This window comes from Pantoea sp. X-Soil-ISGK-275, from assembly GCF_059730795.1.
In genome coordinates this window covers 3361507-3376717 of the sequence record NZ_AP035976.1, presented here as the reverse complement: position 1 = coordinate 3376717, position 15211 = coordinate 3361507, and the positions used below count along the sequence as shown (strand labels likewise).

Genomic DNA, 15211 nt, shown 5'->3' with positions numbered 1-15211 from the left:
CGACCCTACGGGTGCGATATGCACGGACGGAATTGCCATCAAAAAACCGCAAAAAGCCAAAAACACCAACGATTTATGGCACGAAAGGTTTACCATTTTCCTTTGGAAAATATATTTTACGCAACCTTAACAACCTCGCTTAACCCGCCTCCCTACAATGACTTTTTGAGTCATTACCTTCGTGACTATTCCCTTCCTATCTTTTAGAGAACAACTATGCGCCTGAAACTTCTTTCTGCCAGCGTGGTGTTTTTACTGGCAGCCTGTGATCAGGGCGGAGCAAAGCCCGCCGCATCCGCCACCCCGCAAGTGGGCGTGGTCAACCTGAAAGCGCAACCCGTTACGCTCGTTAGCCAATTGCCAGGCCGGACCACGGCGGTGAGAACCGCGCAGGTGCGTCCGCAGGTGAGCGGCGTGATTGAAAAAATCCTGTTTACTGAGGGCGGTGAAGTGAAAGCCGGCCAGCCGCTGTATCAAATCGATTCGGCCACCTATAAAGCCGCCTACGACAAAGCGATGGCGACCTGGCAGAACGATGCAATGGTGGTGAAACGCTATCAGCCGCTGGCCAACGCGCACGCCATCAGCCAGCAAACCTACGACGATGCGGTTGCCGCCGCGCGTGAAGCGCAGGCCGATGTGGAAACCGCCAAGGTGAATCTCGATTACACGCTGGTGAAAGCGCCGATTTCCGGCCACATCAGCCGCTCGCTGTATACCGCCGGTGCGCTGGTCACCAACGGGCAAACCGATTATCTCGCCACCGTCACTCAGCTTGATCCGATCTATGTCGATGTCAGCGAATCCTCCACCGATCTGCTGCGTCTGCGCCGCGCGCTGGCCGACGGCAAAATCGCCAAAGTGGCCGACAACACCGCCGCAGTGGGTTTGTCGCTGGAAGATAACAGCCAGTACGCCGAGCAGGGCAAGCTGGCGTTCTCGGAAGTGAACGTTGATACCGCCACCGGCACCGTGGTGCTGCGCGCGGTGTTCCCGAATCCACACAACGAACTGCTGCCTGGCATGTACGTGCACGCCAGCTTCCCGCAGGGCATTCAGCAGCAGGGCATTTTGCTGCCGCAAGAGTCGATCATGCATGACACCAAAGGCCAGCCGTATGTCTATGTGGTGAAAAGCGACAACACCATTGAGCAGCGCAGCATCCACACCGGCGAGATGATCAAAGGCGAATGGTTGGTAACGTCGGGCCTGCAGCAAGGGGAAAACGTGGTGGTGAACAACCTGCAAAGCGTGCGCAGCGGGGTGAAAGTCACCACTACCGCTGCCAACACCAATGACACGCCATCCGCCAATGCGGTGAGTCTTTCGATGACTGACGCAGCAGCGCAATAGGAGGCGGCATGTCGAAGTTTTTTATTGAACGTCCAATTTTTGCCTGGGTTATCGCGATTATCGTGATGCTGGTGGGCGCGATTGCCGCTATCAGTTTGCCGGTCAATCAATATCCTAACATCTCCGCGCCGGCGGTCTCCATCTCGGTGACCTATCCGGGCGCCAGCGCCGAAACCACGCAAAACACCGTGGTGCAGGTGATTGAGCAGCAGCTGAACGGCCTGGATGGTTTGCGCTATCTGGAGTCGAGCAGCGCCTCGGACGGTAGCGCGCAGATCATCGCCACCTTTAATCAGGGCATCAATCCCGATATCGCCCAGGTTCAGGTGCAGGACCGCGTGTCGCTGGCGGAGTCGCAGTTGCCCACCGATGTCACGCAGCAAGGCATCCGCATCCGTAAGTATCAGAAAAACTTCATGATGGTCATCGGGCTGATCGCCAAAGACGGCAAGCTGACTAACGGCGATCTGGCCGACATGCTGGTGTCGAAACTGGAAGATCCGATCTCGCGTACGCCGGGCGTCGGCGACTTCATGGTGCTGGGATCCGAATACGCGATGCGCATCTGGCTCGATCCGGCCAAATTGTACAAATACAACCTGATGCCGAGCGATGTCACCACGGCGATTGATAACCAGAACGTGCAGGTGTCGTCCGGTTCACTCGGCGGTTTGCCGACCATTCAGAGCGCAAAAACCCAGGCGACGATCCTCGGCAAAACCCGTTTCACCACCGTGCAGCAGTTTGAGAATGTGCTGCTGAAGGTGAATAGCGACGGCTCGCAGGTGCGGCTGAAAGATGTGGCCAGCGTCGCGCTCGGGCCGCAAAGCTACGGCATCGATGCCACCATGAACGGCAAACCGGCCGCCGGTATCGCGTTGCGTCTGGCAACCGGTGCCAATGAACTGGATACCGCCAAGGCGGTGCGCCAAACCATCGCCGACCTGAAAGATTCGCTGCCGGATAACGTCGAAATTCAGTACCCGTACGACACCTCGCCGGTGGTCAGCGCCTCGATTGAAGAAGTGGTGAAAACGCTGATCGAAGCGGTAGTGCTGGTGTTCTTCGTGATGCTGATCTTCCTGCAAAACCTGCGCGCTACGCTGATCACCACGCTGGTGGTACCGGTGGTGCTGCTGGGCACCTTCGGCATTCTGTCGGCGTTTGGTTACAGCATTAACACTCTCACCATGTTCGGTATGGTGCTCGCCATCGGGTTGCTGGTGGATGACGCCATTGTGGTGGTGGAGAACGTCGAGCGAGTGATGCACGAAGAGCATCTCGATCCCAAAGCCGCCACCATCAAGTCGATGCAGCAGATTCAGGGCGCGCTGTTTGGCATTGCGCTGGTGTTGTCGGCGGTGCTACTGCCGATGGCGTTCTTCTCCGGATCGACCGGTGTGATTTATCGCCAGTTCTCGGTCACCATCGTTTCGGCGATGGCGCTGTCGGTGATTATGGCGCTGATCTTCACGCCTGCGCTGTGCGCCACCTTGCTGAAACCGGCGGCGGCGGAGCATAAAACCACCGGATTCGCCGGTTGGTTTAACCGCAAATTCGACAGCGGGGCGATGCATTACACCAACGGCGTCAGCAAAGTGATTTCCCGTCGCGGCCTGTTCCTGGTGATCTATCTGGTGATTGTCGGCGTGACGGGCTTTTTGTTCACCCGCGTACCGACCACCTTCCTGCCGGGCGAAGATCAGGGCTTGATGATGGTGCAAATCACACTGCCGGTGAACTCGTCGTCGCAGCGTACTCAGCAGGTCATCAACGATCTCAACGCCTATCTGCAACAGAACGAAGCGTCGGTGGTGACCACCACCTTTGGCGTGGCGGGCTTTAACTTTGCCGGTCGCGGTCAGAGCAACGCCATGGCCTTTGTGCGCCTGAAAGATTGGGGCGACCGCACGCACAGCGGGCAAAGCGTACAGGATTTGGCGAACCGCGTGATGGCGCACTTCGCCAACTATCAGAACGCCAAAATCTTCGCCATGGTGCCGCCAGCGGTGATGGAGCTGGGCAACGCAACCGGCTTCGACCTCTATCTGCAGGATACCGGCGCGCACAGCCATCAGCAGATGATGGATGCCGCGCACCAGCTTATTTCGCTGGCGAACAAAGATCCGCATCTGGCGCAGGTGCGTCTTAACGGGCTGGAAGATGAGCCGCAGTATCAGCTGGAGATCAATGATGAGAAGGCCAGCGCGCTTGGCCTGAGCATGACCGACATCAACAACACCTTGTCGGTGGCGTGGGGCTCCAGCTACATCGATCAGTTCATGTATAACGGCCGCGTGAAAGAGGTCTATCTGATGGGCAAAGCGGACTCACGCGTCACGCCGTCCGATCTCGACAAATGGTACTTCCGCAACAGCAGCGGCACCATGGTGCCATTCTCCGCTTTTGCTTCGGGTAAATGGGTGTATGGCTCGCCGCACTTTGAACGCTTTAACGGCTTAACCGCCGAAGAGATCCTCGGATCGCCCGCGCCGGGCCAAAGTACCGGTGAAGCGATGAAGGCGGTGGAGCAGCTGGCGAAGCAGCTACCGCACGGGTTCCGCGTGCAGTGGTACGGCATTTCGTATGAGGAGCAAGCCTCCGGCAGCCAAACCACGCAGCTTTATCTGATCTCGATTCTGGTGGTGTTCCTGTGTCTGGCGGCGCTGTACGAGAGCTGGTCGATTCCGTTCTCGGTGATCATGGTGGTGCCGCTCGGCATTCTCGGCACCATCAGCGCGGTGCTACTGCGCGGCCTGCAGAACGATGTGTTCTTCCAGGTTGGCTTGCTCACCACGGTTGGGCTGGCGGCCAAGAACGCGATTCTTATCGTCGAGTTCGCCAAAGAGCTGCATGAGCGCGAGGGCAAAACGTTGGTGGAAGCGGCGGTGGAAGCGGCGCGGCTACGTATCCGTCCAATCATCATGACTTCGATGGCGTTTATCCTCGGCGTACTGCCGCTGACCATCTCCAACGGCGCGGGCGCAGGCAGCCAGCACTCGATCGGTACGGCGGTGGCGGGCGGGATGATCACCGCCACTTTCCTCGCCATTTTCTTTGTGCCGATGTTCTACGTGGTGGTTTCGCAGTTCTTTGCGCGTAAGAAACAAACATCCGCAGAGGGGGTTAAAAATGAACATTAATAATTTCCGTCTGGCGCTGTTGCCGCTGGCGCTGGCATTGGCCGGTTGTACGCTGGCACCGCACTATCAGCGCCCGGCGCTGCCGGTGGATGCGAAATACGATCAGGCGACGTCGGTCGGTAACGTCGCGGATTTGCCGTGGCAGAATTTCTTCACTGATCCCACGCTGCGCAACCTGATTCAGCTGTCGCTCGACAACAACCGCGACCTGCGCGTGGCGGCGCTGAATGTGCAAGAGGCGCAGCAGGGCGTCACGGTGCAGCGCGCGGCGTTGATGCCGTCGATCAACGCCACGGCCAGCCAGACCTCGGCGCATGAACCGGCCAATCTCTACAACACCAAAACCAGCGGCGCGGTGACCTATCACGAGCTGAACAGTGGTTTGAGTGTGACCTCGTGGGAGCTGGATTTCTTTGGCCGCCTGCAAAGCCTGAGCGATCAGGCGCAGGAAACCTATCTGTCGAGCGCCGCCACCGAGCGCGCCACGCGTATCTCGCTGATTGCGGAAGTGGCGACGGCGTGGCTAACGCTGAGTTCGGATAACGATCTGCTGCATCTGGCGCAACGTACTGCGCAAAGCCAGCAGGAGTCGTATCACCTGACCAAACTCAGCTACGACGGCGGTGCCAGCAGCGATCAGGATCTGGCGCAGGCTGAAAGCACGGTGCGCGCGGCGCAGGCCGACGTGGCGAGTTATACGCGGCAGGTGCGGCAGGATGTCGATGCGCTGCGCTTGCTGGTCGGCACCGATCTGCCCGCCACGCTGCTGTCGCACGCCACGCTGGACGCCAACTGGCAGTTCCCAGCCACGCCGGCTGGCTTGCCGTCGGATCTGCTGACGCGTCGCCCGGACATCATGGCAGCGGAGCACACGCTGAAGGCGGCGAATGCCAATATCGGCGCGGCGCGTGCCGCCTTCTTCCCAAGCATCACGCTGACCGCGTCCGGCGGCTCTACCAGCAGTTCGCTTGGCAGCCTGTTGGGCGGCGGCACCGGCGCATGGTCATTCATGCCATCGATTAACCTGCCGATTTTTGACGGCGGTAAAAACGAGGCAAACCTGAATATCGCGCATATCGAAAAACGCATCGACATTGCGGATTACGAGAAAGCGATTCAAACCGCGTTTAAAGAGGTGAAAGATGCGCTGGCCGGGCAGGACACCTGGCAGGATCAGCTGACAGCGCTGCAACAGGAGGTTGGCGCCAATCAGCGCGACTACGACTACTCCGCATTGCGCTTCAAGCAAGGCGTAGACAATTATCTCAATGTGTTAGTGGCCCAGCGATCGCTTTACAGTTCGCAGCAGTCGCTGATCAGCGCGCATCTGGGCCAGCTGAGCCAGAAAATCACCCTCTACAAGGCGTTAGGCGGCGGCTGGAAATCTTAATTGCCTTAACGAAACCCTTACGGTTCGCGTATGGAATTCGCGCGGGCATTCAACCGATAATGCGCGCAGTGATGGTTTCCCTTTGAAATAATCCCCTGTTTTACCGGGGACTTTCCTTTTTCTTGCTGACTTGAAGATCCTGATGACTCCTAACGCTTCCCGCTCCACGTTCTCTCGCTGGCTGAAATGGCTGCTCCTGTTGGTTGTGCTGTTGATTGTGGCGGGCGTGATCTGGCGCGTGGTCGGCGGACATGGCGGGATGCCGCCGGGCGGCGAGAAGGGCGGACGCGGCGGTCATCGCGGTGGCGCGGGCGGCCCGCCGGGCATGGCGATGATGATGGGCGGCGCAACGCTGGTGCACAGCGGCGTCGCCACGACTGCCGATGTACCGCAATATCTCAACGCGCTTGGCACGGTGATCCCCAATGCCAGCGTCACCGTCACCAGCCGCGTCGCCGGTCAGCTGGAAAAGGTGTTCTTCACCGAAGGACAGAAAGTCAGCACCGGACAGCTGCTGGCGCAAATCGATCCGCGCAGCTATCAAGCCACGCTGGCGCAGTATCAGGGCGATCTCAATCAGAATCAGGCGTTGCTGAAAAGCGCGCAGTTAACGCTGGTGCGCTATCAGAAACTGGCGGCGCAGGACTCGCTGTCGCGCCAGGATCTCGATACGCAAACTGCCACCGTCGGCCAATACAAAGGCGCGGTCGCCGCCGATGAAGCGCAGATCGCCAGCGCTAAACTGGATATCGATTACGCGCGCATCATCTCGCCGATCACCGGACGCGTCGGTTTGCGTCTGGTCGATCCCGGCAACATGGTGCAAACCACCGATACCACCGGCATCGTGGTGGTGACGCAGATGCAGCCCGCCGCCGTGACCTTTAGCGTGCCGCAGGGCAACATTCCGCAGTTGACCAAAGCGCTGCACGGCGGACAAAGCCTGCCCGCCACCGCCTACGATCAGGACAACAGCAGCGCGCTGGCGCAGGGCGAGGTGAAGTTCATCAGCAACCAGATCGATACCGCCACCGGCACCATTGAGCTGAAAGCCACCTTCCCGAATGAAGACGAGTCGCTGTTTGCCAATCAGTTCGTTAATTTGCGACTGCAAACCAACATCCTGAAAAACGCCACGGTGATCCCGGCGCAGGCGCTGCAGCTGAGCAGCGACGGCAGCTTCGTGTTTGTCATCAATAAAGACAACACCGTGACGCGCAAAGCGGTCACCACCGGACCAACGTTTGGTGAAGATCAGCAGGCGATCCTCAAAGGCGTGGCGCCGGGCGATCGTCTGGTGACCGAAGGCATCGATCGCCTGACCAACGGCAGCAAAGTGCAGCTGGCGGATGAGCGCAAAACCACCGCGACCGTCGAGGCCAAATGAATCCGTCTCGCCTGTTTATCCAGCGTCCGGTCGCCACCATTTTGCTGATGGTCGGCGTGCTGATCGCCGGGATCTTCTCCTATCGCTTTCTTTCTACTTCGGCGCTGCCGCAGGTGGATTACCCGACCATCCAGGTCACCACGCTCTATCCCGGTGCCAGCCCGGATGTGATGGCGTCGTCCGTCACCTCGCCGCTGGAGCGCCAGCTCGGTCAAATGGCCGGTTTGAGCCAGATGACGTCGACCAGTTCAAGCGGATCGTCGATCGTCACGCTGAAGTTCAGCCTCGATCTGTCGCTGGATGTCGCCGAGCAGGAAGTGCAGGCGGCGATCAACGCTGCCAATAATTTGCTGCCGAGCGATCTGCCCAATCCGCCAACCTACAAAAAGGTCAATCCGGCTGATACGGCGGTGATTACGCTGGCGGTGAGTTCCGACACGCTGCCGCTGACCCAGGTGCAGGATCTGGTGAACACGCGCGTGGCGCTCAAGCTGTCGCAGATTAACGGCGTCGGCATGGTGACGCTGGCGGGCGGCCATCAACCGGCGATTCGCGTGCAGATGGACCCGAAAGCGCTGGCAGCGCACAAGCTGTCGCTGGAAGACGTCAACACGCTGATCAGCAACAGCAACGTGAACGGCTCGAAAGGCGGCTTCGACGGCAAATATCACTCGGTCACCATCGACGCCAACGATCAGCTGCGCACCGCCGATGAGTACGGCAATCTGATCATCACTTATCAAAACGGCGCGGCGCTGCGGCTGAAAGATATCGCGCATATCGAGCAGGGGCCAGAAAACAGTTACCAGTCGGCGTGGGCTAACAACAGCCCGGCGATTGTGATCAGCGTGCAGCGCCAGCCCGGTGCCAACGTGATTCAGGTGGTGGACAGCATCAAAGCGCAGCTGCCGAAATTGCAGGCGGCGCTGCCGGACGGCGTGAAGATGAGCATCCTGTCGGATCGTACGCAAACCATTCGCGCCTCGATCAGCGACGTGCAGTTTGAGCTGATGTTGTCGGTGGCGCTGGTGGTAATGGTGACCTTCCTGTTCCTGCGCAACGTGGCGGCGACCTTGATTCCCAGCGTGGCGGTGCCGCTGTCGCTGATTGGCACCTTCGGCGTGATGTATCTGGCCGACTTCAGCCTGAATAACCTGTCGCTGATGGCGCTGACTATCGCCACCGGCTTCGTTATTGATGACGCGATTGTGGTGGTGGAGAACATTTCACGGCGGCTGGAAGAGGGCGAAACGCCGATGCAGGCGGCGCTGAAAGGCTCGCAGCAGATTGGCTTTACCATTATCTCGCTGACCTTTTCGCTGATTGCGGTGCTGATCCCGCTGCTGTTTATGGGCGATGTGGTTGGGCGGCTGTTCCGCGAATTTGCCATCACGCTGGCGGTGTCGATTCTGGTGTCGATGGGGGTGTCACTAACGCTGACGCCGATGCTGTGCGCCTATCTGTTGCAGCACATTCCGCCAGAAAAACAGTCGCGCTTCTCGCGTAAAGGCGGCGAACTGTTCGACAAGCTGGTTCGCGGCTACGACCGCATGCTGACGGTGGTGCTGAACCATCAGAAGCTGACGCTGCTGGTGGCGCTGGCGACCTTTGCGCTCACCGCGCTGCTGTATATCGCCATCCCAAAAGGCTTCTTCCCGACCCAGGATACCGGGCTGATTCAGGGCGTCACCGTGGCGTCGCAGGATGTGTCGTTTAGCGAGATGTCGAAGCGGCAGCAGGCGCTGGCGAAGGTGATTCTGCAAAATCCGTCGGTGGAGAGTTTGTCCTCAACCATCGGCATTGATGGCAGCAACACCAGCCTGAATAGCGGGCGCATCCAGATCAACCTCAAGCCATTTGGCGATCGCGATGACAAAGCCGACGTGGTGATCAAACAGCTGCAACAGGCGGCGCAGCAGGTGGTGGGCATTCAGCTCTATCTGCAACCGGCGCAGGATTTAACCGTCAACGATCAGGTGTCGCCGAGCCAGTATCAATTCACGCTGGATGATGCCGACAGCGAAAACCTGGTGAGCTGGACGCCGAAGATGGTCGCCGCCTTGCAGCAGCGTCCGGAGTTTAACGGCGTAGTGAGCAACCTGCAGGATCAAGGGCGCGTCGCCTACGTCGAACTCAACCGCGATAAAGCGGCGCGCTACGGCATTACCGCCGCCGACGTCGATACCGCGCTGTATAACAGCTTCGGTCAGCGTCTGGTCTCGACCATCTTTACCCAGGCCAATCAGTATCGCGTGGTGCTGGAAGTGGCGCCTCAGTATCAGCAATCGCCAGCTTCGTTTGATGATGTCTATTTGCCGGTGACCAGCAGTACCACATCTTCAACTGATGACACCACAACCACCACCGGCATGGTGAAGCTTACTTCCATCGCCACCATTCACCAGCGCACCGGTTCGCTAATGCACATGCGCCTTAATCAGTTCCCGGCGGTGATGGTGTCGTTCAATCTCAACAGCGGCTATTCGCTGGAGGATGGGCAGAAGGCGATCGCCGAGGTGACGCAGCAGCTCAATCTGCCATCGAGCATCACCTTGCGTTATCAGGGCGAAACCTCGGCGTTCCAGAGCGCCACCGGCAATACGTTGTGGCTGATTCTGGCGGCATTAATCACTATGTACGTGGTGCTCGGCATTCTGTACGAGAGCTTTATTCATCCGGTGACCATTCTCTCGACGCTGCCGTCGGCGGCGGTCGGCGCGCTGTTGACGCTGCTGCTGGCGGGCAGCGAGTTCAGCCTGATTGCGCTGATTGGCGTGATTCTGCTGATCGGTATCGTCAAGAAGAACGCGATCATGATGATCGACTTCGCGCTGGAGGCGGAAAACAAGCAGCACATGAGCGCGCGCGACGCGATTCATCAGGCTTGTTTACTGCGCTTCCGCCCGATTCTGATGACCACCATGGCGGCGCTGCTGGGTGCGCTGCCGCTGATGCTGGCGTCCGGTTCCGGTGCTGAGCTGCGCCAGCCGCTGGGTTTGGTGATTGTCGGCGGTTTGATTGTCAGCCAGGTGCTAACGCTGTTCTCCACGCCGGTAATTTACCTGTGGTTTGATGGCATCGCGCAGCGCGGCAAGCGCTACATGCAGCGCAAGCAGCAGCAGGCGCGAGGCGAGCGATGAACCTCACCCGGCTGTTTATCTTCCGCCCGGTTGCCACGTTATTGCTGACGCTGGCGATCCTGCTGCTGGGCGCGTTGGGCTATCGGCTGCTGCCGGTGGCGCCGCTGCCGCAGGTGGATTTCCCCACCATTATGGTAAGCGCCAGCCTGGCCGGTGCCAGCCCGGAAACCATGGCGGCCACCGTCGCCACGCCGCTGGAGCGTTCGCTGGGGCAAATCGCCGGTGTCACCGAGATGACCTCAAGCAGTTCGCAGGGATCGACCAGCGTGATTTTGCAGTTTGATCTCGATCGCGACATCAACGGCGCGGCGCGTGACGTGCAGGCGGCGATCAACGCCGCGCGCAGTTTGCTGCCGAGCGCGATGGAGTCGCTGCCGACCTATCGCAAAGCCAATCCATCCGATGCGCCGATTGTGATGCTGGCGCTGACTTCCGCCACGCGCACGCCGGGCGAACTCTACGATCTGGCTGAAAGCAAAATCGAGCAGGCGATGGGCCAGGTGAAAGGCGTGGGGGAAGTGTCGCTGATGGGCAGCGCCTTACCGGCGGTGCGTATCGATCTGCAGCCGATGAAGCTGACGCAGTACGGCATTTCGCTGGATACGGTGCGCAGCGCCATCGCCAACAGCACCACCAATAAGCCGAAAGGCATTTTGCAGGGCAGCAGCCAGTCGTGGGTGGTGGACAGCAACGGCCAGCTGGATAAAGCCGCGCAGTATCAGGATCTGATCGTCACCTATAAAGCGGGCAAAGCGGTGCGGCTGCATGATGTGGCGACCGTTTATGATTCGGTGGAAGATCAGTATCAGGCCGGTTTCCTCAACGCTATGCCGTCGGTGATGGTGGGCATCAAGCGCCAGGCCGGTGCCAATATGCTCGACACCATTGATGCCATCAAAGCACAGCTACCGGCGCTGGAAAAAGATCTGCCCGCCGATACGCAACTCAAAGTGGTGGTGGATCGCTCGCCGACGGTGCGCGCCTCGCTGTACGACACCGAAGAGACGCTGCTGGTGGCGATGCTGCTGGTGATCGGCGTGGTGTTTGTGTTTCTGCGCAACGTGCAGGCGGTGATTATCCCGGCGCTGGCGCTGCCGGTCTCGCTGATTGGCACCTGCGCGGTGATGTATCTGCTGGGTTACAGCCTCGATAACCTGTCGCTGATGGCGCTGATTATCGCCACCGGTTTTGTCGTCGATGACGCGATTGTGGTGCTGGAAAACATCACGCGCCATATTGAAGAAGGGCTCAGTCCGCTGCGCGCGGCGCTGCGTGGCGCGCAGGAAGTGAGTTTTACCGTGCTGTCGATGACTATGTCGCTGATTGCGGTGTTTATCCCGATTCTGCTGATGGGCAGCATCGTCGGACGCTTGTTCCGCGAATTTGCCGTCACGCTGACGGTATCGCTACTGATCTCGATGTTTGTCTCGCTGAGCCTGACGCCGATGCTGTGCGCGCGCCTGTTAAAGCCAAAGCCCAAAGTCACTCAACGCCCGCATCCGCTGTATCAGTTTATCGAAAACCAACTTAACGCGTTGCTGGCGGCTTACTCGCGCGGGTTGGCTTGGGTGATGGCGCACCAAAAGCTGACGATGTTCAGTCTGGTGCTGACCGTGTTGCTCAATCTGTTCCTGTTTTCCGTGGTGCAGAAAGGCTTTTTCCCCAATCAGGATACCGGCTTGCTGATGGGCGCGCTGCGCGCTGACCAGAACATCTCCTTCCAGGCGATGAAGCCGAAAATGCTGCAGTTCACCAAAATCATCCAGTCCGATCCGGCGGTGGAGAGCGTGATGTCGTCGATGGGCAGCGGCATGTTCGGTTCGCGTAACAGCGCCAACTTCTTTGTGCGGCTCAAAGATTTTGACAAGCGCGATGCTACAGCTACCGAAGTGGCCAATCGCCTGAGTATGAAAACCCGCGATATCGCTGGTGCGCAGATGTTCCTGATGGCGGCGCAGGATCTGCATATCGGCGGGCGCAGCGCCAATGCTACCTATCAATACAGTTTGCAGGCCGACGATCTCGATCTGCTGCGCACATGGACGCCAAAAGTGCAGGCTGCGCTGGCGGCGATCCCGCAATTGAATAGCGTCGATTCTGATGCGCAAACCGGCGGTCAGGAAGTGGTGATCAACATCGATCGCGACCGCGCCAAACGGTTTGGCGTGAACGTGCAGATGCTCGACACAATGCTGAATAACGCCTTCAGCCAGCGTCAGGTCGCCACGCTCTATCACACGCTTAATCAGTATCATGTGGTGATGTCGCTGCAGGATAGCTACACGCGCGATCCGGCGATTCTCCAGCAGCTGTACGTGATTAACGACAGCGGCGATCGCGTGCCGCTCGCGGCGTTCGCCAGCTTCACCGGCGGCAACGCACCGCTGTCGGTGGCGCATCAGGGCCAATCCGCCACCAGCACCATCGCCTTCAACCTGAATGATGGCGTGTCGCTGGAGCAGGCGCAGGCGCTGATTAAGCAGGCGATGGCGCAGCTCGGTTTACCCTCCACCCTTCAGGCCGGTTTTGCCGGCACCGCCGCCGCGTTCGCCCAGCTTACCGCCACCATGCCGTGGCTGATTATCGCGGCGCTGGCGGCGGTGTATATCGTGCTCGGCGTGCTGTATGAGAGTTACATCCATCCGATCACTATTCTTTCGACGCTGCCGTCGGCGGGCGTGGGCGCGCTGCTGCTGTTGCTGCTCACCAACACGCAGCTGACGGTGATCGCGCTGATCGGCATCATCCTGCTGATCGGTATCGTGAAAAAGAACGCCATCATGATGATCGACTTTGCGATTCACGCCGAGCGCAGTCAAGGCATGACGCCGCAGCAGGCGATTACCCAAGCTTGTTTGATGCGTTTCCGGCCGATCATGATGACCACGCTGGCGGCGTTCTTCGGCGCGCTGCCGCTGGCGTTGGGCAGCGGCGGCGATGCCGACTTACGTAGCCCGCTCGGGCTGGCGATTGCCGGTGGTTTGGCGCTGAGCCAGCTGCTGACGCTGTTTACTACGCCGGTGGTTTATCTCTGGCTTGATCGTTTGAGCCGCGCCACGCAACGTCAGTGGCTGCGGTTGCGTCATGTGGAATCCCGATAGATGAAAATGTCCCTGAAAATAACGCCGTTGCTCACCGTGATGCTGCTGGCGGGCTGCGCGGTTGGCCCCAATTATCAGCGCCCGACGATGGCGATGCCGACCCATTTCAAAGAAGCCAAAGGCTGGACGCAGGCGACGCCGCAGGATGCAACCAGCAAAGGGGATTGGTGGCAGGTGTATCACGATGCCACGCTGGATAGCCTGCTGAAGCAGGTGAGCATCTCCAATCAGAACGTCGCCACTTATGCCGCGCAGTACCGCGAAGCGCAGGCGCTGGCCGGGCAATCACGCGCGGCGTTGTTGCCGTCGGTGGGCTACGATGCCAGTAGCACGCGCAGCGGCAGCCGCGCCAGCGCTACCGGACAACGCAGCGTTAGCAACAGCCATGCCGCCGAACTCAGCGCCAGCTGGGAGCTGGATTTGTGGGGCAAACTGCGGCGCACGCTGGAGGAGAACAACGCCAGCGCCGAAGCCAGCAAAGCCGAGCTGGCAAATATCACCTTGAGCGCGCAGTCCGAACTGGCGCAGGACTATTTCCAACTGCGCATCATCGACGAGAAAATCGCGCTCTTTCAGCGCAGTATCGATGCTTATCAGCGCTATTTAACCGTGATTCAAAATAAATACGCGGCGGGCAGCGAATCGCGCGCCACCTTAGCGCAGGCGCAGATGCAGCTGGAGAGCGCCCGCGCCTCAGCGCAGGATTATCAGTGGCAGCGTGCACAGATGGAGCACGCGATTGCGCTGCTGCTGGGCCGCGCACCGGCGGATTTCTCCTTGCCGGTAGCGAAGCTGGAGGCGGCAATGCCCGCGATACCGAACAGCGTACCGTCGCAGCTGTTGCAGCGCCGTCCCGATATCGCCTATGCCGAGCGCAACGTGGCGGCGGCAAATGCGGCGGTTGGCGTGGCGATTGCCGGTTACTATCCTGACCTGACGCTGAGCGCCAGCGGCGGCGTGAGTTCATCGGCGATCAACAGTTTGTTCTCGCTGCCCAATCGCGTCTGGTCTTTGGGGCCGGAGCTGAGCGGTACGCTGTTAGATTTCGGCGCCACCTCAGCGAAAGTCGAACAGGCGCGCGCCGCCTATGATGCCAGCGTCGCCAGTTATCGCCAGTCGGTGCTGACGGGCATGGGGGAAGTAGAAGATTATCTGGTGCAGCTGAACACCTTGCAGGGCGAAATCGCCTCGCAGCAGGCGGCCACCGACGCAGCGCAGGAATCGGCACGCGTGACGCGCAATCAGTATGATGCCGGGATGATCGACTATCTCGACGTCGCCACCACCGAAAACAGCAGCCTGAGTGCACAGCAGAGTTTGTTGTCGCTGCAGAGCACGCAATGTGTGAGCAGCGTTGGTCTGATCGCGGCGCTGGGCGGCGGCTGGCAGGTGGATGCGCGGTGAAACCAGGTCGCCATGAATGGCGGACCCTACGGGATTTGCAGCGACTGTGAGTCAAAATAATACATTGATGCTGCAGCGCGGGTGTTGAGGCGACATCCAAACCGCTGAGCGAATGAGGGATTCCAGGGCGAGCCGCATGGATGCGGTGAGAGGTGGCGTTGAGCAGGAGCGAATCGCCACCGGTCCGTCAGGAATCGTGAATAAGTGAAGGCACCGCGAAGCGGCGGGTTGGGCTGGCGCAAGGCCCGGGAGTGCAGAGGGCGCGGCCAGGCGTCCTCTGCTCGGTCGCCGCA

The 15211-nt window shown here is 59.6% G+C and carries 7 protein-coding genes; all 7 read left to right on the top strand.

The window, feature by feature from the left end:
• The first annotated feature begins 216 nt into the window (after positions 1–216).
• The 7 genes from AC6I8A_RS15705 to AC6I8A_RS15675 all read left to right on the top strand — a co-directional run bounded on the left by AC6I8A_RS15705 (position 217) and on the right by AC6I8A_RS15675 (position 14918).
• Positions 217–1353 (top strand): efflux RND transporter periplasmic adaptor subunit, encoded by a 1137-nt coding sequence (locus AC6I8A_RS15705; protein ID WP_497818754.1) that lies wholly within the window; start codon positions 217–219, stop codon positions 1351–1353.
• An 8-nt stretch (positions 1354–1361) separates the two neighbouring features.
• Entirely contained in the window at positions 1362–4496 is a 3135-nt protein-coding gene (locus AC6I8A_RS15700) for an efflux RND transporter permease subunit (RefSeq protein ID WP_497818753.1), read from the top strand.
• A complete protein-coding gene (locus AC6I8A_RS15695; RefSeq protein WP_497818752.1) occupies positions 4486–5886 on the top strand; it encodes an efflux transporter outer membrane subunit in 1401 nt (466 codons plus the stop codon). The genes AC6I8A_RS15700 and AC6I8A_RS15695 overlap by 11 nt, the downstream gene beginning before the upstream one ends.
• Before the next feature lie 142 nt (positions 5887–6028).
• On the top strand, positions 6029–7273 hold the full coding sequence (locus tag AC6I8A_RS15690) for an MdtA/MuxA family multidrug efflux RND transporter periplasmic adaptor subunit (protein WP_497818751.1): 1245 nt from the start codon (positions 6029–6031) through the stop codon (positions 7271–7273).
• On the top strand, positions 7270–10413 hold the full coding sequence (locus AC6I8A_RS15685; RefSeq protein ID WP_497818750.1) for an MdtB/MuxB family multidrug efflux RND transporter permease subunit: 3144 nt from the start codon (positions 7270–7272) through the stop codon (positions 10411–10413). Before AC6I8A_RS15690 ends, AC6I8A_RS15685 begins: the two co-directional genes overlap by 4 nt.
• On the top strand, positions 10410–13514 hold the full coding sequence (locus AC6I8A_RS15680) for an efflux RND transporter permease subunit (RefSeq protein WP_497818749.1): 3105 nt from the start codon (positions 10410–10412) through the stop codon (positions 13512–13514). Before AC6I8A_RS15685 ends, AC6I8A_RS15680 begins: the two co-directional genes overlap by 4 nt.
• The gene (locus tag AC6I8A_RS15675; protein ID WP_497818748.1) at positions 13515–14918 is read left to right on the top strand and encodes an efflux transporter outer membrane subunit; all 1404 of its coding nucleotides are present in this window, start codon (positions 13515–13517) and stop codon (positions 14916–14918) included. It begins immediately after the preceding gene.
• Positions 14919–15211 lie beyond the last annotated feature (293 nt).